Origin of the sequence: Culturomica massiliensis (assembly GCF_900091655.1) — a bacterium.
Lineage (GTDB): Bacteria > Bacteroidota > Bacteroidia > Bacteroidales > Marinifilaceae > Culturomica > Culturomica massiliensis.
This window is the reverse complement of the sequence record NZ_LT594621.1, coordinates 2424082-2448114: the sequence shown is the minus strand read 5'-3', so window position 1 is coordinate 2448114 and position 24033 is coordinate 2424082. Positions and strand designations below refer to the sequence as shown.

Here is a 24033-nt window from a genome sequence, read left to right as displayed (position 1 = left end):
TATTTTTACCTTAACAGACATGGTATTATGAGATTTATTGTTGCAGGTTTATTGGTGGTAATGTCGGTGACTGCGGGGATTGCGCAGACGAATGTGTTGAGATTTACGGATTATGCAATGGTACAGCCGGTTGTTAATCCCGCTTGTATGGGTATGGAAGAAGGGGTGGCCGGGTTATTACTTTACCGGAGTCGTTTTGAGAAATCCGATTACTGGCCTTCTACCGGTGTGTTTAATATCAATTCCGGTATCAAAGGGAAGAATCTGGGAGGGGGTATAAACCTGATTTACGACAAATACGGTCCTTATGAAAAATTGTTCGCTTATGTAGCGGGTTCTTATAAGCTGAAAGTGAATGAAGGTAAGTTTTTATTTTTCGGATTGCAGGCGGGTATCAATTATGTCAGCAATGCCGGAAATTATAAAAAATACGAGGAAGAAGTCATATTCAGTGATAATTACAGTCAGCCGAACTTCGGTTTCGGTTTGCACTTCCAGGCCGATAAGTATTATGTCGGTTTGTCGATTCCGGAATTCAGGTATAATACAATCAACGAAGAGGGGCAAAAAGTAAATTCGATGATGTCGAATATGCTGAAGGTATTTCTTTATGGCGGTTACCGCTTTAAAATTGCGGAGAATACAGATTTGGAGCCTTATTCCTGGATTACATATTCGGGAGAGGAAAATACGATGCTGGATCTGGGAGCCAAATTGATATACAAAGACAGCTTTATCGTCGGTGCTCAATACCGTACGGAGGAAGCATTCGCTGCCATGGTAAGGGTAAGATTGACGGGAGATATCTGGCTGGGGTATGCGTTTGAAGGCAATCATTCGGATATTGACAACAGCTTTAACAGTGTACAGGAAATCGGACTGACTTTCCGTTTCGGCGGTAAGAAAGGAACCGGCGGCAGTGCGACGAGTGACGAGAAATACGACGATATAAAATCAATCCGTTATTTTTAATACGGAGTCGCAAAATCATAAAGTCGCAGAGAATTTTGGATTGAATACACAAGGCTGAATTTGAGAGGAATTAAAAATTGCAGATTTACGATTTTAGATGAAACGGAGCTGATAACGAATCTGGATGCCCGATAATCTAAAATTAAAATCTGAAACCGTAAATAAGTTAGGAAGCAGGAATAGTAAAATCAGCGTGGGATCCGGGAGAACTGCGGAAGTAATTTACAATTTAAATCTAAAATCAGGATGAAGTTCATATTCACCATATTGTTTGTGATGCTGATGTCGATGGGGGCTTTTGCACAACAGCAGAGCCGGGCTGACCGGATGTTTGAGAGGGGGGATTATTTGGGTGCTATGAAATTGTACCGGAAGGAACTGGATGCGGGTACGGGAGACCAGGAGCGAACGAAAGCACGGGTAGCCAATTGCCTTTTTCATTTGAATGATGTTATCCGGGCCGGACAATTGTACCGGGAACTGGATCCCGATAAACTTGGGGCGGATGATTTGCTTTATTATGCGATTACCTTACAGCGCTCGGGGGAATATGATAAAGCATTGGGGCTGGTGGATATGATCGAAAGTATGGGAGGTGATGTTATCGCTACGGAGCGTTTGCGTCAATCCTGTAGTTTTGCAGAGCAAATGAAGAAGGAAAAGCCGGTGTATGCCGCTAATAAGACAAATATCAATTTTGCCGGCTTTTCTGCCGGTGTTACCTATTATAAAGGCAAGGGGGTTATTCTGGCAGCTCCGGGCAGCGGCGAGAATGCCATGCAGGACTCTAAAGGCTATAAGTTTACCCGTTTGTACAATGCCGTATTTTCCGGAGATGGAAAAGGAGGACGCCTGATACCGTTCGGAGAGGAACTGGTAGATAAATACCACATCGGAGCGGTGACTTTTTCGAAAAATTTTCAACGGATTTATTTTACGAAAACCATTTTGAAAAAAGACGGCACCAGTATATTGAAGCTGATGACGGCAGAGAATAATGCCGGGAAATGGGAGAACATTCGGGAGTTGAATATCAATTCTGACGATTACTCCTGTGCTCATCCTTGTTTATACCGGGATTCGCTTTTGTTTTTCGTTTCGGATATGCCGGGAGGGTATGGCGGGAAAGACATTTACAGGACGGTGGTCGATGGGGACGAGTGTGGCGAGGTACAGAATCTGGGAGGTGTCATCAACACGGAAGATGACGAATTATTCCCGTTTATTGATAGTGACGGTTGTCTGTTTTTTGCTTCCAACGGGCATGTCGGTTTGGGAGGCTTGGATATTTTCGAAAGCCGGATGACGGCGGAGGGATGGACAGCACCCCGAAATATGGGCCGTCCGATAAATTCGTCGATGGATGATTTCGGGCTGGTGTTTCTGGATACGAAGCGCACCGAAGGCTATGTTTCTTCCAACCGGGGAGGTACCGGATATAACGACTTTTTATTCAGTCTGCGGATATTGCCGAGCCGGTCTCCTAAAGTAGACGTGCCGGCGCCTGTGGATCAGCAGGTTGTCGTCGATCCCAAAGACATGTTCAAGGTGGATTACCGGTATGCGATACAGGTAGGGGCTTTTCGGAATCCTGTGCCGCGGGTCTATTTCGATAAATTTCAAAATGTCAAGGTATATCTGGGGTATGATAATATCTATCGGTATACGTTGGGAGAGTATCCGGAAGAGCAGGTGGCGCAGAACGACTTGAAAGAAGTCCGGAAAGTGATAGGCGACGCCTTTGTGTGTAATGTCGATAGTTATGTTGTACAGCAAAAAATCCGGAACGATGTGCAGGGGGATAAAATCAGCGATGACGAACTGTTGTTAATCCGCCTGAAAAATCTCGAAATACAGGAAAAGGCGAAGAGAAACCGGCCACAGCCGCAAAAAACACACCGTTATCTGGAAAAACCCCGGGATACGGAAATGGCCGTGAGGCGTAGTGCCTATACGGTGGTGCTGATGTCTGTCAATCAGGTACTCGATATGTCGAAATTCAACGGTATCCGGGAAATGGATGTTTATGAGGTGGAGGATGGAAGCTACCGTTATTGTACCGGACGCTACAATAGAAGGGAAGATGCGGAGAATGCCTTGCAGCGTGCGCGTAATTTGGGTTTCCGGGAAGCATATGTTACCAATACCAGCGAATACGGCTATGAACGGAGAAGGGTTGCTGAAGACAGTCCCTCCCGGGATGTACACGGTATGAAAGAACTGCTGAAAGATTTGTAAAACCGGCTTATAATTAAGCCTGCACTTTGCCGAAAATTACACACTGGGACGGACTCAATGTGTAATTTTTGATTTACGACTTTACTTTTTTGCCGGGTCGGATTGTGTGTTGAATCTGTAATCTACAATCGTAAATCAAAAATCATAAATCGTAAATCGTAAATCATAAATCTGTCTGGTGGACTAACGAAAATCAAAATTCGTTTACTTTTCATTGATTTTCCTTCGTAATCTCCAAAAAGTTGTATCTTTATTGCGTTGAAAAATGGAGTTTTCAGATATGCGGACACGAAGTATTTGATTATGGGTGATGATGTGAATTTAAGCGGGTGGCGGCTTTGGAAGGAGGCCCGGCATTTGGTGCAGGAAATATTCCGGTATATACCGGATGTGAAAGCAAACAGCGTTTATATCCAGATGCGGCGTGCTGCCCTGCAATTGTTGTGTTCCGTTTCTGAAAGCCGGCTTGCGGCGTCGCGCCGTCAGGCTATTGTGTTGTTGGACGATGCTTTACAAATTTGTGCAGAACTTAGGCACATGTTACGTATATACCGTTGCTATCGTTATATACCGAATGAGGTATCGAGGGAGTTAGATGTACTTTGCCAAAAATTATATCCGGCCCTGGAACAGGAAATTCAGCGGTTGAGTATGGGGTTCGGACGTTTATACCCGGAAAAACCGGAGGAAAAAGGCACTGAAGATTCGGATCTTGTAAAAGGAAAGGAATGAACGGGAGAAGCATTGCTATTTATGGAAAAACGATTCAGGATGAGTTTTTTCCGTACCTGGAGAAGATGTTATGCCGTATAAAAGCGGAAGGTATTGCGCTCGATTGTGAAGTGGGGTTCGCTGCTTTTTTGGCGGAACATTTCGGTTGCAGGGATTGGTTCCGCCAATTGTACCGGCAGTCTGATTTCCCGCGGGAAGATACGGCTTTGCTGCTGAGTATCGGAGGAGACGGAACTTTCCTGGATGCCGTGCTTTATGTGAGAGACAGTGGTATTCCCGTACTGGGGATGAATACGGGGCGGCTCGGTTTTCTGGCTAATATTTCGGTCGATGAGGTAGACGAAGCCGTCGAATATATTTGTGGGGGGGTGTATGATACGGAACCGAGGGATGTATTGGGACTGAAAGTGAAAGGAGGCAATTTCCCGGGGTTTACTTACGGACTGAACGAGGTCGGAGTACACAAGACGGACAGTTCGTCTATGCTGAAAATCCATGCTTATATCGGAGATATTTATCTGACGACTTATTGGGCGGACGGCTTGATCGTTGCGACGCCGACCGGTTCAACAGCCTATTCGCTTAGTGGGGGAGGACCGATTGTGAGTCCGGCGTGTAAGAATATTATTTTGACGCCGGTATGTCCGCATAATCTGACAATGCGGACGCTGGTGGTGCCCGATACGGCCGTTATCCGGCTGAAGGTGGAAGGACGGTCAGGTGATTTTATGTTGAGTCTGGATTCCCGGCTCGAACGAATGAGTGACGAGTGTGAGATCGAGATTACGACCGGTGATTTCAAGATTAATGTCGTAAAGTTACCGGGACACGATTATTATGAGACATTACGGGATAAATTGGGATGGGGAGGAGATATCCGGAATGGAAAATAGAGAATGAAAAATGAAAAATAACGAAGAAGCGGCATTTGAGCATCGGAAAATGAAAAAACGGCCAACACTTTTTGTGTTTATTACCCGTTTTTTCACTTTTCACTTTTCGCTTTTCCTGCTATTGTTGTTATCTTTGGACGGTTTTAGTCAGCCCGGAGCGGAAATTGGGATCATGGGAGGCGGTGGATATTATTTAGGTGAATATAATCCGTCCCATCATTTTAAGTTTACGCAAGGGTATTTCGGCGGATTATACCGTTATAATCTGAACGACCGTTTTGCTTTGAGGCTGAATGCCGGCTTTTCGCGCATTGATATTAAAAATGTCATATTGCCGGATAATCACGGGGTAATTTATCCCACCGGTTTTAAAGCCAATATCCGGGATTTAAATCTTGTGGGAGAATTTAATTTCCGGAGTTTTATGGTTCCTAAAGTCGATAAATCTTCTTTATGGTCGCCATACATTTATGCGGGGATCGGTTTTTTGAGTGCCGGAGATGCCGGGAGTATCAGTATACCGCTCGGCGTAGGAGTGAAGTTTAATTTATGGGGTCCTGTATCCTGTGGGGTAGAATGGGGCTGCCGGAAATTGTTTACGGATAAATTAGACGATTTGGAAGATCTTTGGAAGACAGGGGAAACGAACTTTATTTTCAATAAGGACTGGTTTTTTGTCGGAGGGGTAACACTGACTTACCGCTTTCCGATTGATCCGGTTTGTTGGGGATATTGATTTGATTGTAAACGGAAAAATATTGTATTCGATGTATAATCCGATTTATGATTTACGATTTTATTTTGCCGGGTTGGCTGGTTGGTTGGTATAATCTGCAATTTGAAATCTGAAAGGGGATCGGAGTGTTTATAGTATATTATTAATAATTCAGGCTACTTATGACGGATGAAAAAATGCCGCGGCATGTGGCAATTATCATGGATGGAAACGGAAGGTGGGCGAAGGAGAGAGGTTTGGAGCGTGTCTATGGGCATCAGAAAGGAGTGGAGACTGTCAGGCGGATTGTAGAGGCTGCCGGGGAGATCGGGCTGGAATACCTGACATTATATACTTTCTCGATTGAAAACTGGAACCGGCCTAAAGCGGAAGTCGATGCGTTGATGGGATTGATGGTTGATGCGATTATCCGGGAAACGCCGGACCTGATGGAGAAACATGTAAAAGTGCTGGTGATCGGAAATGTCGCTGATTTACCGGAGACGGTACGTCAGAAATTAGGGGAGCTGGAGGCAAAGACGGCTGCAAATGACGGGGTGAAGTTGGTGTTGGCGCTGAGCTATGGTGCCCGCTGGGAAATAACGGAAGCGGCTCGTAGAATAGCTGAAGCCTGCCGATCGGGAAAAATCGGAGATGTCGATGAAATAACCGAGTCTTTGTTTGCTACTTATCTGACTACGGCAGGCATTCCGGATCCGGATTTATTGATCCGTACCAGCGGAGAATGCCGGTTGAGTAATTTCCTGTTGTGGCAGTGTGCTTATACGGAATTTTATTTTATTGATAAATTTTGGCCTGATTTTGAAAAAGATGATTTATATTTGGCAATTCGTAATTTTCAGTTGCGCGAGAGGCGGTTTGGCATGACGGGAGAGCAGTTGAAAGCCGGAAATGCCGGAAAATAAAGTGGGGCGGATCTTTGAAAAAAGAAGTGGGAGGTTTGTAAAATAGATAATACTTGGTAACAATAATACAAATGATAAAGAGGGTAATTCTTTGTTTTATAATAACCTTTTTGTGTGGTAGTGGAATAATGGCGCAAACAACCGATTCCATTGTGCAGCCGGAAGTTTACTATTCTTCACCTAAAACGTATGAAATCGGAGGCATAGAAGTAACGGGTATTGCCGATCACTATGATCCGGAAACTTTGGTTCAATTGGCCGGATTGAAGGTCGGCCAGGAGATTAAATTGCCCGGAGACGAGATCACGAAAGCCATTAAACGCTTGTATAGTAACGGTCTTTTCTCGGACGTCGGTTTTTTTATCGATAGAGTGGTCGATGGTAAAGCTTATTTGATTTTACATTTGCAGGAAAGGCAGAAATTGTCGAAAATCAATTATATCGGCTTGAAAAAGTCGGAAGAAAATAAGATCAAAGAAAAGATCAATCCGCTTCCCGGTACGCAGGTGACCGATAATATGATCACTAATTTGAAGCATATCGTTGAAAAGCATTTCAAGGAAAAAGGATTTTACAATATCAGTATCAAAGCTCTCCAGCGCGACGATCCGGAAAAGGACAACTTCGTGATTCTGGATGTCATCGTAGAAAGGAATAACAAGATTAAAATTCAGGATATTGTCATTAACGGTAATAAGGAGATAAAGGCTTCGGTGTTGAAACGGGCCATGAAGAAAACCCGGGAGAAATCTTTGGTGAATTTTTTCAAATCGTCGAAATACATTGAAGCAAGTTACGAGGACGATAAATACAACTTGCTGGATAAGTATAATGAGAAGGGATACCGGGATGCCATGATATTGTCAGACAGCGTGGTACAGGTTTCTCCCAAGCGGGTGAAGATTTATATCAATGTGGAGGAAGGTAAGAAATATTATTACAACAATATCACGTGGGTAGGTAATACGGTATATGATTCGGAGCGTCTTTCCCGTATTCTGAATATCCAGAAAGGGGATGTCTATAATAAGAAATATTTCAACGAACGTCTGAACGACGATGAAAATACGGCGGTTAATAAATTGTATGTGAACAACGGTTATCTGTTTTTCCGGGCAATACCGGTAGAGACAGTTGTCGGTAATGATTCGATCAATGTGGAAATCCGTATTTTTGAAGGTCCGCAGGCTACGATCAACCGGGTAATCATCAAAGGTAACGACCGTACGCACGAGCATGTTGCCCGTCGTGAGTTGTATGTCTATCCGGGGGAATTGTTCAGCCGGGAAGACGTCATGCGTAGTTACCGGGAATTGGCGAATCTGGGACATTTCGATCCGGAGCAGATCAAACCGGATGTAAAACCCGATCCGGAAGCCGGTACGGCAGATGTAATTTTCAGTGTTGTGGAAAAAGCCAATGACCGGGTGGAATTGTCCGGTGGTTGGGGTGCCGGTATGATCATCGGTTCGCTGGGGTTGACTTTTACGAATTTCTCTATCCGGAATATCTTTAACTGGGAATCTTACCGGCCTTTGCCGCAAGGGGACGGACAGACATTGAGCCTGAAAGCTCAAACGAACGGTAAATATTATACCTCGTTCAGTGCTTCTTTCCGGGAGCCCTGGCTGGGAGGACGGAAACCCAATTCGTTGAGTGTGTCTGCTTATTATTCCCGTCAGACCGGTTACTCTTCCAGCTATTATAACCATTCCTATTATGTCAACAATTCAAAAGACATGTATGACGACAGTCAGTTGATGACGACTTTCGGTGTGAGTGTCGGATTGGGACGGCGAATCAAGTGGCCGGATGACTTTTTCACAATGTATACGGAGGTATCCTATCAGCGTTATCATTTGAAAAACTGGCCGTACTATATTTTCAGTAACGGTAATTCCAACAATTTGTCGTTTGCTTTCCAGTTGAAGCGGAGTTCTATCGATAATCCGTTGTATACCCGTAAGGGAAGTGATTTTACTTTCGGGCTATCCTTTACTTTGCCTTATTCCTGGTTTGACGGTATCGATTACGACAAATCGAACCTGGAGGAGAAAAACCGTTACAGATGGATTGAATACCACAAATGGAAATTTATCGGTAAAACGTTTATGCCTTTGGACAGAAACGAGAAACTGGTATTGTATGCCGGCGTTCAGTACGGTTATCTGGGTTATTACAACAAACACAAGCGTTCTCCGTTCGAAGGTTTCGAGATGGGAGGTGACGGAATGTCCGGTTATAGCCTGTACGGACGTGAATACATCGGTTTACGGGGGTATCAGAACGGTTCGTTGACAAATGCCGGATCAAACTTTATTGCTCCGAATGCTGCGGATGCCAGTCTTTATTCCAAGTGGACCATGGAGGTTCGTTATCCGATCTCTCTGGCACAGTCGGCAACGATTTATGCCCTGGCATTTTTGGAAGCCGGAAACTCCTGGTATGAGCTGAAAGAGTTCGAGCCGTTCAATCTGTACCGTTCTGCCGGTGTCGGCCTGCGGGTATTCCTGCCGATGTTCGGATTGCTCGGTATCGACTGGGGATACGGTTTCGACGAAGTTCCGGGACGTCCGGGTGCAGCCGGTTCGCAGTTCCATTTTGTATTGGGTCAGGAGTTTTGACATTAATTATAAATAATTTTCAGCGTTCAATTTGCATGATACAATTGAAAACCATAATTATTTTACTATTTTTGTCCTGTATTACGGGTATGGGAATGGCACAAAGCCGCTATGCTTTCGTTAATATGGATTACATCCTGGAGCATATTCCCGATTACGCCAAGGCGAAGCAGGAGTTGGACGAATATTCCCGGAAGCTGCAGGCCGATATTGACGCTTTGTATGCGGAGATTACGGAAATGCGCGACAAATATAATTCGGAACGGGTGTTTCTGACACCGACGATGCGCGAGCAACGGGAAAAGGCAATAGCGGAGAAAGAAAATAAAGCCCGCGTATTGCAACAGAATTATTTCGGACCGAACGGGGAGCTTTTCCTGAAACGTGAGGAATTGATCAAACCGATTCAGGACGAAGTGCTGGACGTGATCCGGGATGTGGCCAAAGAGGGGAATTTCGGGGTTGTTATTGATATTTCAGCCGATAATTCGGTGATTTATTACGATCCTAAACTGGATAAAAGTAAAAATGTCCTGCGCAAGTTAGGATATTCGACAGCAGAGAAAAGTGAGGAATGAGACTTTGCAATTAGAAATTGGTTAATTAAAAATAGAGAAAATGAAGAATACAATGAAATGGTTGTTACTGGCCGCTTTTATGGTGGCTGCAATGAGTTTGTCTGCTCAGCAAAAACCGCTTAAACTGGGACATATCGAGAGCAGTAAGCTGGTGGCTGCAATGCCTGAGATGGCCCAGGCCCAGAAAGATTTGGAAGCTCAGCAAGCAGAGGTACAAAAGGAAAGCCAGAATCTGCGCGATCAATATCAGAAATTGATTGTGGAATATACACAAAACCAAAAGACTTACTCAGAAATTATCCTGGCTTCTAAAGAGCAGGAAATTAATGAATTGGGTCAGCGGATACAGAAGTTTGAAGAATTGGCTATGAATAAGTTGCAAAAAACACGGGAAGAATTGTTCGAACCGGTGATGACAAAAGCAACCAACGCAATTAAAGAGGTGGCCAAAGAGAACGGTTTTACTTATATTTTCGACATGAGTTCCGGAGCTATTTTGTTTGCATCCGAAACATCGGAAGATATATTGCCTTTAGTAAAGAAAAAATTGGGGATCCAGTAATAACTGCAATTTATCCATCCTGCCGGATGCCGAGAAAATTGAAGTGTATGCGATCCTGAATTTTGAAATTCACGATAATTTTAAAAATTAGTCGGACACCCGTAAGGTCTTAAAATAGAGATACTGCGGGTGTCTGTTTTTTATATTGAAATCCGGTATGACAGATAGAAATTCCATCGGCGTTTTTGATTCCGGTTACGGAGGCCTGACGATATTGAAAGAGATTGTACGGGTTTTGCCGGAGTATGATTATATCTATCTGGGAGATAATGCCCGTACGCCTTACGGAACCCGTTCGTTCGAGGTGGTTTACCGCTATACCCTGGAGGCCGTCCGCAAGTTGTTCGGTATGGGGTGTCCCCTGGTGATCCTTGCCTGTAATACGGCGTCGGCAAAAGCCTTGCGTACGATTCAGCAGGTAGATTTACCCCGCATGGAAGCTACGCGCCGGGTGTTGGGTGTGATCCGGCCGAGTGTCGAGGCTTTGGCTTCCTTTACCCGGAACGGGCATGTCGGAATCCTGGCAACGAAGGGAACCGTAGCCTCGGAATCCTATCCGCTGGAGATCGAAAAATTGTACGGTAAAGAAGCTTTTCGGATTACCCAGGTAGCTTGTCCGATGTGGGTGCCTTTGGTCGAGAATAATGAGTTGGCAGATGAAGGGGCCGTTTATTTTGTCCGGAAATATATTGCGGAACTTATGACGGCCGATCCGCAGATCGATACCGTCATTCTGGGATGTACGCATTATCCTTTGTTACGGTCTCTTATTTTGCGTTATTTACCTGCTCACGTGAAATTGGTGGAGCAGGGACATATCGTAGCAGATAGCCTGAAAGATTACCTTTTGCGGCATCCGGAAATGAAAGAACGTTTGTCGGCGGAGGGCAACCGGCATTATCTGACTACGGAAAAGACGGAATTGTTTGAGCGGATGGCCGGTTTGTTTATGGGAGAAGAACTCCGGGCCGAACAAATAGAAATTTAAGAAGGATGCGGGATTTGGAAGCAGAGTTTTCCGCTTTTGGTTTATATTTTATATATTTACGAGATAAAGGGGTTTTATTGTAGATTTTTGATTTACGATTTACGATTTACGATTTTTGATTTACGATTTCTTTTTGCGGGGTTGTATTGTGTGTTCAATCTATAATCTGCAATTAAAACGTTTATGTAGATTGTAAATTTTAGATTTTAGATTTTAAATTGCTTGACAATCTGGTTTGTTATCAGATTCGTTTCATCTGAAATCTGCAATTAAAACGTTGGTTTGAGGACTAATAGGAATAGCATGACAGAGCAGGAATTGATAAAAAATGCTTTTGAAGATTTGATGGCGAACCTGCGTCCCGGGACGTCGAAGGAAAGCCGGCAATTGATCCGAAAAGCTTTTGATTTTGCGAATGAAGCGCATAGCGGTGTAAAACGACGTTCCGGAGAGCCTTATATCCTGCATCCGATAGCTGTAGCCCGTATCGCAGCCAAAGAAATCGGGCTGGGAACTAAATCGGTCGTTGCGGCTTTGCTTCATGATGTTGTGGAGGATACGGACTATACGGTGGATGATATCGCGAGCCTTTTCAGTCCGAAGATAGCTTCGCTGGTCGATGGATTGACCAAGATCAGTGAGGTGATGGGAGCCGACAGTAGTAAACAGGCCGAGAGTTTTCGGAAAATGATACTGACATTGGCGGATGATGTGCGGGTGATTCTGATCAAGATCGCCGACCGCCTTCACAATATGCGGACGCTGGAGTCCATGCCGGAACACAAACAGGTGAAGATTGCCGGGGAAACACTATATATTTATGCGCCTTTGGCTCATCGTATGGGATTACATGCGATCAAAACGGAGTTAGAAGATTTGAGCATGAAGTACGAGCACCCGGAAGAGTATGAGGTAATTGCCCGCAAAATAGCCGTTTATCACCGGGAGTTTTCCGATCTGCTGGAAAATTTTGTCGGTCCGATCCGGGAAAGCCTGGATAGGAACGGATACGAATATACGCTTACAGCACGTACGAAAAGTGTATATTCCGTATGGTTGAAGATGCAGAAACAGAATATCAGCTTTGATGAGATTTACGATTTATTGGCCGTAAGGGTTGTTTTTACTCCTAAGCCGGAGCAACCGGAGAAGTGGCAGTGCTGGAATATTTATTCCCTGATTACGGATTTATACCGGCCGAAGCCGGAGCGTATCCGCGACTGGATAAGTACGCCTAAGGCTAACGGTTATGAGGCTTTACACCTGACGGTTATGGGCCCTGAAGGGCAGTGGTTTGAGGTGCAGATCCGTTCGCAGCGTATGGACGAGATTGCAGAGAAGGGATGGGCAGCCCATTGGAAATATAAGACGGAAGGGGGAGAAGGTAATTCAGAGCTCGACAAATGGCTGGCGAGCATAAAAGAGATGCTGGAGCAACCTGATTCGGATGCCCTTGAATTTCTGGACGAGTTTAAGCTGAATTTGTATACGAAAGAAATCCGGGTATTTACTCCGAAAGGATATATGAAGACCTTACCCAAGGGAGCTACTGCTTTGGATTTTGCTTACGAGATACACACAGAGATCGGTAATACCTGTATTGGGGCGAAAGTCAATCACCGCCTGGTACCGATGAGTTATAAATTACAGAGTGGCGATCAGGTTGAGATCCTGACAAGTGATAAGCAGACGCCCCAGAAAGAGTGGTTGGATTTTGTCATCACGGCCAAAGCAAGGTCACATATCGATGCTGTTTTTAAGAAAGAGAGAAAAGAAGCCATCCGGCAGGGAATTGCTTATTTCGAGGGAATGGTGAAAGAGGCGAATCTGCCGCCGACATCGGAACCCTTGAAAAAAGCGTTGGCTTTTCTGAAGTTGACGAATAAAGACGATTTATATATCCAATTGTCGAAAGATACCGGTGTCCGGGAACAATTGTTGAAGGAGCTGAAGAAGAAAAACGAAAACCGGTTTATGAAATATTGGACTCTCCAATTCTTGTGGAGCGATAAGGATAACGAAGGGAAAAAAATCAAGCGGAACGAAGAGTTGGGAATTACCGATACGAATACGGATATCGTCATCGCTCCCTGTTGCAGTCCGATACCGGGGGATGATGTGGTGGGTATGAATATCGGCGGTAAGGTGACGGTACATAAGCGTAAATGCCCGGAAGCGATTCGCTTGATGTCCAGTTACGGGGATAAAATTGTGCCGGTGAAATGGGTCACCCAGAAGGTGATGTCTTTCCAGGCGATCCTGAAATTGTCAGGGATTGACCGGGTCGGGATGGTCAGTGATATTACGACGGTGATATCAAAAGAAAGCGGAGTAAATATGCGGGTGGTGCATTTCGAGACCAAGGACGGCGTTTTTGAGGGGATGATTCATGTGTATGTTCATAATACACAGGACTTGAATCGGTTGATCAGTAAAATTTCCGCTTTGAAGGGAGTGGAAAAAGTAGTAAGGGTAGAAAATATCGAAAGTTGAGAATATGCCGAACGAAATGGAAAAGGTGAAGACCGTAAAAGATATTTTTACAGCTTATATGCAGGAAAAAGGACTGCGTAAAACTTCCGAGCGCTATGCCATATTGGAGGAAATCTACATCCATCCGGGGCATTTTAATGTAGAGTCTTTGTTTGAAGCGATGCTGCGTAAAAATTACCGGGTCAGTCTGGCAACGGTATATAATACATTACAGTTGTTGCTGGATTGCAATCTGATCGTCAAACATCGCTTTGAGAATAATATGTCTTTGTTTGAACCTACATACGACATTACCCCGCATGAGCATTTGGTGTGCCTGCATTGCGGGAAGGTGGAAGAACTGACGGATATACATATCGATGAGGCGATAGAGAGTGTAAAGGACAAATGCGGATTTTCCGTCCACCATCATTTATTGTATATCTACGGACTCTGTAAAGAATGCCAAAAGAGTCATTAATTTTCAGTTTCTGATTTCCAATTTTCGATTTTTAAAGCTACCTTTGTACGTTTGCGTTTTTCAGGAGGAAAACGTGTAACGATGTGGAATTTTATAAACCGGGACTGTTCCGGCAGTCGTAACTAAACGAATACAGATGAAAGTAGATGTGTTACTTGGATTACAATGGGGTGATGAAGGAAAAGGCAAGGTGGTGGATGTGCTGACACCGAAATATGATTTGATAACCCGTTTTCAGGGAGGGCCGAATGCCGGTCATACGTTGGAATTTAACGGAGAAAAATATATCCTTCGTTCTATCCCTTCGGGAATCTTTCAGGGCGGAAAAATGAATATTATCGGAAACGGAGTGGTGTTGGATCCGGTACTTTTCAGACAGGAAGCTGAAAGCCTGGCTGCCAGCGGACATGATATCCGGAAGCAACTTTGTATATCTAAAAAAGCACATTTGATTTTGCCTACTCATCGCATGCTCGATGCTGCAAATGAAGCAGCCAAGGGAGATGCCAAAATCGGTACTACCGGTAAAGGTATCGGACCGACTTATACGGACAAGGTGAGCCGTAACGGTGTCCGGGTAGGAGATATCCTGCATAATTTTGAAGCGAAATATGCCCGTGCTAAAGCCCGTCACGAAACGATGCTGAAAGCATTGAACTATACTTACGATATTACAGAACTGGAAAAAGAATGGTTTCAGGCCATCGACTATCTGCGGCAATTCCGTTTGATAGACAGTGAGCACGTTATCAATAACCTGTTGAAAGAGGGCAAAAATGTCCTGGCAGAAGGCGCTCAGGGAACGATGCTGGATATTGATTTCGGTTCTTATCCTTTTGTGACTTCTTCCAATACAATTTGTGCAGGAGCCTGTACGGGACTCGGTATCGCTCCGAAAGCGATCGGAGAAGTATACGGTATTTTCAAAGCCTATTGTACGCGTGTCGGCAGCGGGCCTTTCCCGACCGAGTTATTCGATGATCTGGGTAAGGCTATGTCTACGTTGGGCCATGAATTCGGTTCGGTAACGGGACGTGCCCGTCGTTGCGGATGGCTCGATCTGGTGGCGTTGAAGTATGCCGTTATGATCAATGGTGTGACTCAGTTGATTATGATGAAGAGTGATGTGCTCGATTCCTTCGAGACGGTGAAAGCTTGTGTTGCCTATGAGATTAACGGAGAAGTGACAGATGAGTTTCCCTATGAGATCAATGACGATATCAAGCCGGTTTATGAAGAATTCCCCGGTTGGAAAACAGATATGACACGGATGACATCCGAAGACGAATTCCCGGAAGAGTTTAATGCTTATGTCAGCTTTATCGAGGAGCAGACCGGAGTACCGGTGAAAATCGTATCTGTCGGAGCCGATCGTGAACAGACGATCGTGCGTTACGAAGATTAACTTCATGCCGGGCCCGCAGATTTGGTCAATTGGATTTACGATTTTAGATTCGATAAATCTGACAACGGATTCGTTTATCAGACAATTTAAAATCAATCTATGGGATCAACAGAATCTGCGGGTCCGGTCTGTCTGAATAATTCTATTTATTTCGCTTAAACAAACGTCCGAGAACGTTGGCCAGATTCTCTCCTTCGGAGTGATATACCATGGAGATACTGCGGAACGTGTCGGTTTCCTCTTCTCCTATACCCATTTGTACCGGATAAATCAACAGGCAACTGTTGGTTTGAAAGTATTTATTCAGATAATTGGGTATCAGCGACATTTGTCGCAAGTAAGAAGGACAGTTTTTCCGGCTCATCACGACAATCAAGGCGTCGTCGGGATGAATGGCCCGGGATACGACCAGAAAGTCGTCCCAATTGGAAAACTCATTAAATTCGGCTACAATACGGTGTTTCCGTTGTACTTCCTGTAGTATGGACAATACAGAGTAATTGCCGTAAAATACAATTTTATTTCCGGTGTTCTTACTCAAATTCCACACCCGGATCAGCCAATACGGGAAACCGATTTCTTTTTCCGCATCGGGAGGTATTAAAACGATGTAGCGTTTTACCGTCGATAAAGGCTGTACCGGACGGTATATCATCGTCGTTGTCGCACACTTGGTTAGGACGCCTTCCGTTAAATTTCCCAGAAAGGTATCCGAGATATCACTTTCTTTTCGTAATCCCAATACGATATCGGTTATCTTATGCTCCTTAACGACATTTTTTATCCCGTTTACAATATTGATATCGTAACGCATCAATCCCTGAATCGCATGATCGGAAGCTGCTGCCGTCTTCGCCGCTTTATCCAGTAGAGCCTGTGATCTTTTCTCCGCGGAAAGGTCGTTGCTATCCGATTTAATAATGCTCAACGCCATCATCATCGCTTTGCATTTCCGGGGTTTCACCGTTGTCCCTAAGGTGATCAGTTCTTCCACATTTTCAGCATTGCTCAAAGGAATCAGGATTTTGTCCCCGGTATCTTCTTCTCCGGACAATTCCTCTGCAGATATGTCGGCGATTGCTACATTCTGCGCACCCCTTTGGGTGACGAAAGAAGCAATGGTACAAGTCACCAATATCATCACGACGGTACCGTTCAATACATTCTCATCCAATAGGCGGATGGCTTCCCCCTCCGGAGTCCACCCCAGGACGACCTGATAGCCTACCAGTACGGCTGCCAATGTCGCTGCCGCCTGGGCATTCGACAAGCCGAACAGTAAACGCCCTTCGTCCCGGGTATAGTGCAGGGTCTTTTCCGTAATATAGGCTGCCAGCCATTTGGACAATGTAGCTACCAGACACATGATGAAAGCCACCCACAGGGAAGCCCAGCCGTTCATAAATACCCGGTAGTCGACCAACATACCGACACCGATCAGAAAAAAAGGAATAAAAAGTGCATTCCCGACAAATTCGATCCGGCTCATTAATGCCGAAGTGTTCGGAATCAGCCGGTTTAACGCTAATCCTGCCAGGAATGCACCGATAATATCTTCCAGACCGGCAAGTTTTGAGAGGAAGGAAGCCATAAATACCAATGCCAGGACAAAAATATACTGGGCAATGCTGTCCTCATAGCGTTTGAAAAACCAACGTCCCAGAATGGGAAAAAGGAGGAGTATGCCGGCTACGAATATCGCCGTAGATAAAGAAAGCCGCCACCAGAAATTACCGTTGATTTCTCCGGTAGACATTCCGACAATCACTGCCAGCACCAATAAAGCGAGCAGGCAGGTAATTACCGTAGCCCCGATTGAAACGTTAACCGCCCGGTTTTTGGTTACTCCGTATTTACTCACAATCGGATAGGTCATCAGGGTGTGCGAAGCAAACATACTGGCCAATAATACCGAACTGGGCCAGGACAGTTGCAATAAATATACTCCGGCAGCCGTTCCCATACCCATTGGGATCAGGAAGGTGAGTAAACCGAAATAGACCCCCCGGCTGTAATTTTTCTTTAAATCCGCCAGATCGATTTCCAAGCCGGCAATAAACATGATATATAAAAGTCCGACTTTACCGAACAGTTCAATGCTGCTGTCCCGCGCCATGATGCCTAAACCGTTCGGTCCGATAAGGGCCCCGGCAAGAATAAGGCCGATAAGATCGGGTATTTTAAAGCGATGCAGGATAATCGGTGCCAAGAGGATAATGAACAGGATCACCGAAAATATCAGCACCGGATCTGTCAAAGGAAACTTTAACAATGAAGAAAACATAGACATAATTTATCGGAACAAAAATACAAATAAAAGCCGATATTGAGAAATTTGGGGCAGATTAGTTTATAATTAAGCATTTAGGGCTTTGTGACAAAAATCGGTAAAGTCAGTCGAAACCATAAAAAAGACAAGTTAAACCGGAGCAGAATGGCCAAAGCAATACTTTTGGAGCAGCAGGGATTTTGTTTCCCCATTTGAACTCCGCTTTCATTTCCTTGCCGAGTTTCTTAAAACAGGTTTGCTTACCATGATTATCTGTAAGTTCACATCTGAATCCTTCTTATGTTTTTTCTTTTTCGCCATACAACCATTATTGTTTCAGCAAATCTTTCCCTTTATCCGTGAGACGGTATTTCTGTTTTGGATGCTTAGGGTTTTCAGGATGTGTCTGTTCTATCAGTCCGTCTTTCATAGCGGGATTGAGATAGCCGGTAATAAAATTATCACGTCCGGTCAAGGATAATCGTTCCATGATTTCCTTTAATGACAGAACATTATTTTTCAAAGTAGATACAAGCGACATTACTTGTCCTGTTACTTGTCCTGTTACTTGTCCTGTTACTTGTTGTAAAGCCCTATACCGAAAAACAAGTTTTACTTGTGAGGCATCTGCATTGAACTCTGGTTCAGGTAGATTGGCTTTGCGACACTCTTCCATTATAAGACTAATGCCACGACCCCAACTTTCCAATATCTTGCGTTTATAAAGAACATTGGCAATCAATGGGTTTTGTGGTTCTGAGTTATGTTCAGACTTCAATTTTTCAACACTCCACCCAACGGGAAGTGTTCCGGGATTCTCTATTTCCAATCTATCATCATAAAAATGCTATTTTTGCCGAAAAATCAAAAATCCGCCCTTTTCCGGAAATTGTAAATTTGCAATTTTTACCGACTTCTTTTTTGAGTTTTAAATCTTTATTTCAGGGGATTTAGAATTTTATTGCCAGTCAGCAGGAATATTGTCCGTTATATTCAGACATCCTCCGAAACATTTGGTTCCATTGATTGTCGGCGGATAACCGGGTTGCCCGGCTCTGTCCCATAGTTTAAGATTACCTGTTGTGGGAGTCGTCCCGGTCAAAGAACTACATCCAGAAAAAGTGTAACTGAAATTTGTGACATTTTTACAGTTATCAAATAAAGAAATTGGAATTGTGTAAAGATTATTACAAGAGGAGAAAGTTCTCATAAAAGATGTAACATTGGGACTATAAGAAAATAAATCGGCTGGTAAAGTTGTCAGGTTTTTACAGTTTCCAAAAGTGAAAGTAAAGTTTGTTACTTTGGAGCAATTTTCGAATAATCCTTGTGGTAAAGAGATTAGTCCTGTATTTTGAAAGGTTACTGCGAAATTTTCCGCGTTATAACAATCTTTAAATAAACGGGGAGGCAGACTTTTTAGATTGGTACAATTGGAAAATGTCATAGGAAAAGATTTGCTTTTGGTGCAATTGCTGAACAGTCCATCCGGCAATGTCATCAATCCAGTACAATGACTAAAGGTTGAAGAATAGCTTTCTAAATTAGGAATACCGGCAGCAATGGAATAGAGGTTTTCACATTTAAAGAATGCCAAAGCAAGGGTTTGAAAACTTACATTTCCCCATTGGATAATTTGGTATAAATAAGGCTTACAATTTTCCTGAATATTTAATTGAGGGAAAATACCCAGAATTTTTATCCGATAGGTCGCTGTAGCGGCATATTTATGTTGTGCCCGGTAGTAATCGGACTTATGAAATATCATTGTTAAATCGCTGTTATCCCCCCAGTCAATAATGCAGTTGTATTGTCGGTTGGTATCCAGTGTAAAGGTTACCAGGGAGTCCTTAGGTACGGTCCATTCCGTAATAAAAGATTCGGAGTCGTAATCTGCCCTGCTTAGCAATTCTTGCTGATAGTTGTCGTCGTTTGTTAATTTTGGATCATTTTGGCAGGCATATATTAAGAGTATACCTAAACAGGTATATAAGAGATGCTGAAGTAAATTATTCGATTGTTTTTTCATGGTGATGGATATTTGGTGATTGTGCATGTAGTTTATTTCCAGTTTGTTGGAATAGAATTGTAATTAGTTAGATTTGTACAGCCATAAAAACAGATAAGTCCGTTAATCGTTGTAGGATAGCCGATTAGTCCCGCTCTTTCCCACAATTCAATACCGTTCGTTTTGGGTGTCTCACTTGTTAAATTGAAACATAGATAGAAAGTTAACATGAAATCTGTTGCTTTTTTACATTTATCGAATAATCCCAATGGAATTGTTTTTAAATTGTCACAAAATGCAAAGGTTTGGAGAAATGAAATGACATTTTCATTTTTATCAAAGAGTCCGATAGGAATATTTGTTATATTTTTACAATTTCCAAAAGTGTTTTGAAAACTGGTAATGTTTTGACAATTATCGAATAATTTCTCTGGAATATATACAAGTCCCGTAGTATAAAATGTTCCGTTAAATTCAGTAACAGCTGTACAAGCATTAAATAAATCCTGCGGTAGAGACCTTAAAGAAGTACAGTGACTGAATGTATTCGAAAAGCTGGTTGTATTGACACATTTGCTAAATAGTCCAGAAGGTAAGGTTGTTAAACTTTCGCAGCCATAAAATGTATTGTTGAAATTTTCCATATTGGGAATGCCTGCTGGGATAGAAGATAAAGCAATGCAGGCAGCAAAACTTTCCTCAAAATTTTTAGCGTGGACATTTCCCCATTGAATAATTTTTGTCAGAAATTGCCGGCATTCTATAGGGTGTGTGGACCTGCCCCATCTCCAGGCTTCACAAGTGCCCAATATACGGACGGTATAGATTCCGCTGTTCATATAGGTGTGACGGGCGTTGGGATCGTTGAAGGCAACCACTTGGCTTAAATCGGAATCGTCGCCCCAGTCTACGATAAAGTTATAGGAGTAAGCGCTGTCGAGTGGCAACACGATCGTAGTTGCTGCCGGTACGGTCCATTCTGTAATAAAGGCATCCGTTTCAAAGGAGCCGCGTTGCAGTATGTCGAGTATGCCGGTATTTAGCATGCCGGAACCGGTCGGTGCAAATGTGTTAAATTCTTTTTCCTGGCAGGAGAACATTAGTGCTATTCCTAAAATTAATATTCCCCAATAACTGATATTGGAATTATTTGCCAAATGAGTTCTTTTTATGATCATACTATTGTATTTGAATTAATATATAAATATTAACAAATGTATACAATTTATTTAAATGACAATGTATTTGTACTAACTATTTGCTATGTAAATTAAATAATAGGATATAAATGGAATGAGTTGAATGGAAAGAGCCCGGCATTGCACCGGGCTCTTATATAAAAAGAATTCTTAACTAGCCGACTTTAGAAGATATGCGGCTTATTTAAAGCTTTACTTTTTTGTTCTGTCTTTACAATAAAGTTATAGTATTTTTTTGATTTGCCGTCTGGCGAGGGTCAAGGGGGCTAATGAACAGGGGCCGTTGATGCATCCGCCGTCACAGGCCATGACTTCTATAAAGTTGGCTTCCGGTCTTTTGATCATGGCTTTGAGTAAACCCTGATTTTTTTTATCGAGTCCTTCGATGGCTGTAGTAGTGACTTCGTCTCCGACGGCATTGGCAATTGCCTGGCGAACACCTCCTGCCTGGGCAAAGCCGCGACCGAAGCGTGTCACTTCGCTGCTTAATTCTTTCTCCCCACAGTTGGCGACATCTATGTCGTAGGCTACCATAAAAGCGCCCAACTCTTCGAAGCTCATGACATAATCCACTTCCGGGACCGATTCGGCTTCATAACGTTTGGCCAGACAGGGACCGATAAATACAACTTCCGCATCCGGATACTTTTCTTTGGCGTATCGTGCGGCATAGACCATCGGGCTTCGGGTATCCGACACATAAGGTTTCAGCATGGGAGCGTGTTTGTCTACCCAGCCGGTATAAGCCGGACAGCAGGAGGACGTCATAAATGTCACACCTTCAGCCAAACGTTCTTTCAGCTCTTGGGCTTCGTTAGCTGCTGTGACCTCGGCTCCGTAAGCAACTTCGATGACGTCATCGAAACCGATTTGCTTGATGGCGGATAGGATCTGTCCCGGAGAAGCATTGAATTGCCCGTATATGGCAGGAGCCGGAATGGCAACGATTTTTTTATTGGGGTGGGTCATCGTTTTATGTATGTCGATGATCTTCGAACGTTCCATAATGGCGCCATAAGGACAGGCTTGCATACATTTTCCGCAATAGATGCATTTACTTTTGTCGATGTGTTCGATTCCCTCTTCGTCTTTGTCGATTGCATTTACCGGGCAAGCTTCCTGGCACGGTACAGGGGTGTATACAATGGCGTGATAGGGACATACTTTCTGACACAGTCCGCAACTGACACAATCTTCGGTGCTGATCGAAGCTTTACCGCCTTTAAAAGAAATGGCGGCTTTGGGACAGTTCATAACACAGGGACGTCCCTCGCATCCCCGGCAGAGGTTGGTAACCGCATACTGGGATTGGATACAGGCACTACAGGCCTCGTGCACAACCGACAAAATGTTTTCTTTCGTGTTTTTGTTGGCCATGGCCATGCGGGCAAATTCCGACAAGTGAATCAAATCGATTTCTTCGTCTTTGATTTCAAAGCCGAGAATGGAAATGATTTTGTGTTTGAGAATGTAGCGGTCTTTATGGACACAACATCTTACCGGTTTTTTATTGCGGGGGCGCATTTCGACCGGCAGGTATTTTAGCTTTGTAACTAACTCATCCTCTTTCAGTAATTTGACGATCCGGATCAGCAACTCCCGTTTGGTGAGCATTGCAAAGTTATCGTACAACATTTTATTTTATTTTAGATTTTAGATTTTAAATTTACGATTGTTTCAGGCTCTGAACGGTTCCGTAAAGAGATAGTCCTAATTCATAAATTATAAACCGTAAATTGAATGACCTCGTTTTTAATTTCAGGGCTCAAAGATAGCTAATTTCAACGTCTTTAAGGAATTTTGTCTCTAATAAAAATTTGATATTTTTGATGACGTTCCTTCGGATTTCCAGTTCTACCGGCAATGTCGGGTCCTGGTGGGCAATGTTAATACAGGTGCCGACCAGGAATGTGATTTTGTCGCTGTTGTGTAGCAGGCGGAATAACTCGCCGGCTCCTCCTGCATTTTTGTCGTCTTCTTTGCCGGAGAGTATGCGTTCGGTTTGGCTCAAAGTCAGGATACCTTCGGTAACGAGATCAACTCCTTCCATGTCAGAGGTCGGAGGCAGGTCATCGCCGTTGTCGTTTGTTGAGATTTCGATGGGGATATGGAGTTCCCGCGAGAGTATCCGGGCGGTTGTTCCTCCGCAAATTACTTTTTTCCCTTTGAAATCCTTGAATTTACCGGCTAGGTAGTTGTCGTTTTTCGGATCGTAAGGCGGGCCGGAACAGATGAGTAAGTTGCGGGGAGTCCGGTTGTATATGACAAAGCAACTGGCATCGTCGAGCAGGTTATAGCCGTCGTTTTTTTCTGCCTGGATGACCATACGGTGGGCCAGTTCTTCGGCTGAGATCGTTGGATGTGAACGGACGATTTCCCGAAGATAGTCAGGGATTTCTTTATCCCAGCCTGCCGGAAAGCGGGAGCCTCCCATGCCCGATTGGCTGATGCCGTCTGTAAAAAAGATCAGACGATCTTCTTTTTCCAGTTTGAATTCCGAGATCCACATGGCAGAGTCCAGTAAATCCAATCGTTTGACCGGTATTTTTTCCTTCCTTACTTCCTGTAATTCTCCCTTCCGGAGAAGATGGAATGCCGGCGTTTCATATTCGATGACCTTGGTATTGCCGAAACAGTCGATATCCAGGATACAGAATGTCGAATAACTGATTTGTTTGTCCCGGTCTTGGGGAAGTGTATCGATAATGGAACGGGCTGTCGAGAGAATGGATTCATTCATTGCCGTATAATTGATGGCCATTGTAGCTGTCATCGAAGAAAGCACGCTGGCTTTGATGCCGCTTCCCAGGCCGTCTGAAAGTACGCCGATAATACGTCCTTCTCCTTTCAGACGTCTGGACATAAAACAATCGCCGCAAACGCTGTTACCGGCTTTGTTTTTTTGGTAATAATCGATCTCGATGAAAATATCAGAAGCAATCATAGTGGCGTTGAGGTTTGGGATGACGGT

Annotated in this window: 19 protein-coding genes and 1 pseudogene; 13 read left to right on the top strand and 7 right to left on the bottom strand. The window is 43.9% G+C overall.

Annotated elements, in window-relative coordinates; translation table 11 throughout:
• Positions 1-27: 27 nt before the first annotated feature.
• The 13 genes from BN8908_RS11795 (at position 28) to BN8908_RS11735 (ending at position 15586) form a co-directional block, all read left to right on the top strand.
• Positions 28-972 (top strand): PorP/SprF family type IX secretion system membrane protein, encoded by a 945-nt coding sequence (locus BN8908_RS11795; protein ID WP_021988043.1) that lies wholly within the window; start codon positions 28-30, stop codon positions 970-972.
• Positions 973-1218: 246 nt separating this feature from the next.
• Positions 1219-3210 carry a tetratricopeptide repeat protein gene (locus BN8908_RS11790; RefSeq protein WP_021988044.1) on the top strand — a complete coding sequence of 664 codons (1992 nt, stop codon included), beginning with the start codon at positions 1219-1221 and terminating at the stop codon, positions 3208-3210.
• A 258-nt stretch (positions 3211-3468) separates the two neighbouring features.
• Positions 3469-3942, top strand: a complete 474-nt coding sequence (locus tag BN8908_RS11785; RefSeq protein WP_068690741.1) for a four helix bundle protein — start codon at positions 3469-3471, stop codon at positions 3940-3942.
• The gene (locus tag BN8908_RS11780; RefSeq protein ID WP_021988046.1) at positions 3939-4835 is read left to right on the top strand and encodes an NAD kinase; all 897 of its coding nucleotides are present in this window, start codon (positions 3939-3941) and stop codon (positions 4833-4835) included. The genes BN8908_RS11785 and BN8908_RS11780 overlap by 4 nt, the downstream gene beginning before the upstream one ends.
• 10 nt (positions 4836-4845) lie before the next feature.
• The gene (porG, locus tag BN8908_RS11775) at positions 4846-5571 is read left to right on the top strand and encodes a type IX secretion system protein PorG (protein WP_021988047.1); all 726 of its coding nucleotides are present in this window, start codon (positions 4846-4848) and stop codon (positions 5569-5571) included.
• Between the two features lie 161 nt (positions 5572-5732).
• Positions 5733-6476, top strand: a complete 744-nt coding sequence (locus BN8908_RS11770) for an isoprenyl transferase (RefSeq protein WP_021988048.1) — start codon at positions 5733-5735, stop codon at positions 6474-6476.
• A 71-nt stretch (positions 6477-6547) separates the two neighbouring features.
• Positions 6548-9100, top strand: coding sequence for a BamA/OMP85 family outer membrane protein (locus BN8908_RS11765; protein WP_068690739.1), 2553 nt, complete (start codon positions 6548-6550; stop codon positions 9098-9100).
• A 44-nt stretch (positions 9101-9144) separates the two neighbouring features.
• Positions 9145-9678, top strand: a complete 534-nt coding sequence (locus BN8908_RS11760; RefSeq protein WP_161945868.1) for an OmpH/Skp family outer membrane protein — start codon at positions 9145-9147, stop codon at positions 9676-9678.
• Positions 9679-9718: 40 nt separating this feature from the next.
• Positions 9719-10240 carry an OmpH/Skp family outer membrane protein gene (locus tag BN8908_RS11755; protein ID WP_021988051.1) on the top strand — a complete coding sequence of 174 codons (522 nt, stop codon included), beginning with the start codon at positions 9719-9721 and terminating at the stop codon, positions 10238-10240.
• A 157-nt stretch (positions 10241-10397) separates the two neighbouring features.
• Positions 10398-11228, top strand: coding sequence for a glutamate racemase (murI, locus tag BN8908_RS11750; RefSeq protein ID WP_021988052.1), 831 nt, complete (start codon positions 10398-10400; stop codon positions 11226-11228).
• A gap of 303 nt (positions 11229-11531) precedes the next feature.
• The gene (locus BN8908_RS11745) at positions 11532-13721 is read left to right on the top strand and encodes a RelA/SpoT family protein (protein ID WP_021988053.1); all 2190 of its coding nucleotides are present in this window, start codon (positions 11532-11534) and stop codon (positions 13719-13721) included.
• A 4-nt stretch (positions 13722-13725) separates the two neighbouring features.
• Positions 13726-14181 (top strand): Fur family transcriptional regulator, encoded by a 456-nt coding sequence (locus BN8908_RS11740; protein ID WP_021988054.1) that lies wholly within the window; start codon positions 13726-13728, stop codon positions 14179-14181.
• Positions 14182-14317: 136 nt separating this feature from the next.
• A complete protein-coding gene (locus tag BN8908_RS11735; protein WP_021988055.1) occupies positions 14318-15586 on the top strand; it encodes an adenylosuccinate synthase in 1269 nt (422 codons plus the stop codon).
• A gap of 142 nt (positions 15587-15728) precedes the next feature.
• Here the strand turns inward: BN8908_RS11735 and BN8908_RS11730 are convergent, their stop codons facing one another.
• The 7 genes and pseudogenes from BN8908_RS11730 to BN8908_RS11700 form a co-directional block, all read right to left on the bottom strand.
• On the bottom strand, positions 15729-17870 hold the full coding sequence (locus BN8908_RS11730) for a cation:proton antiporter (protein WP_021988056.1): 2142 nt from the start codon (positions 17868-17870) through the stop codon (positions 15729-15731).
• A 313-nt stretch (positions 17871-18183) separates the two neighbouring features.
• Positions 18184-18396 (bottom strand): Fic family protein, encoded by a 213-nt coding sequence (locus tag BN8908_RS19105; RefSeq protein WP_021988057.1) that lies wholly within the window; start codon positions 18394-18396, stop codon positions 18184-18186.
• Between the two features lie 72 nt (positions 18397-18468).
• A pseudogene (locus BN8908_RS19100) lies at positions 18469-18687 on the bottom strand (ATP-binding protein); the annotation flags it as partial.
• A gap of 126 nt (positions 18688-18813) precedes the next feature.
• Complete coding sequence (locus BN8908_RS11715; protein ID WP_068690732.1) at positions 18814-19884, bottom strand: leucine-rich repeat domain-containing protein; 1071 nt, start codon at positions 19882-19884, stop codon at positions 18814-18816.
• 32 nt (positions 19885-19916) lie between these two features.
• The gene (locus tag BN8908_RS11710; RefSeq protein ID WP_021988106.1) at positions 19917-21041 is read right to left on the bottom strand and encodes a leucine-rich repeat domain-containing protein; all 1125 of its coding nucleotides are present in this window, start codon (positions 21039-21041) and stop codon (positions 19917-19919) included.
• A gap of 243 nt (positions 21042-21284) precedes the next feature.
• Positions 21285-22697 (bottom strand): monomeric [FeFe] hydrogenase, encoded by a 1413-nt coding sequence (locus BN8908_RS11705; protein WP_021988107.1) that lies wholly within the window; start codon positions 22695-22697, stop codon positions 21285-21287.
• Between the two features lie 130 nt (positions 22698-22827).
• Entirely contained in the window at positions 22828-24006 is a 1179-nt protein-coding gene (locus tag BN8908_RS11700; protein WP_021988108.1) for a SpoIIE family protein phosphatase, read from the bottom strand.
• Between the last annotated feature and the right edge of the window lie 27 nt (positions 24007-24033).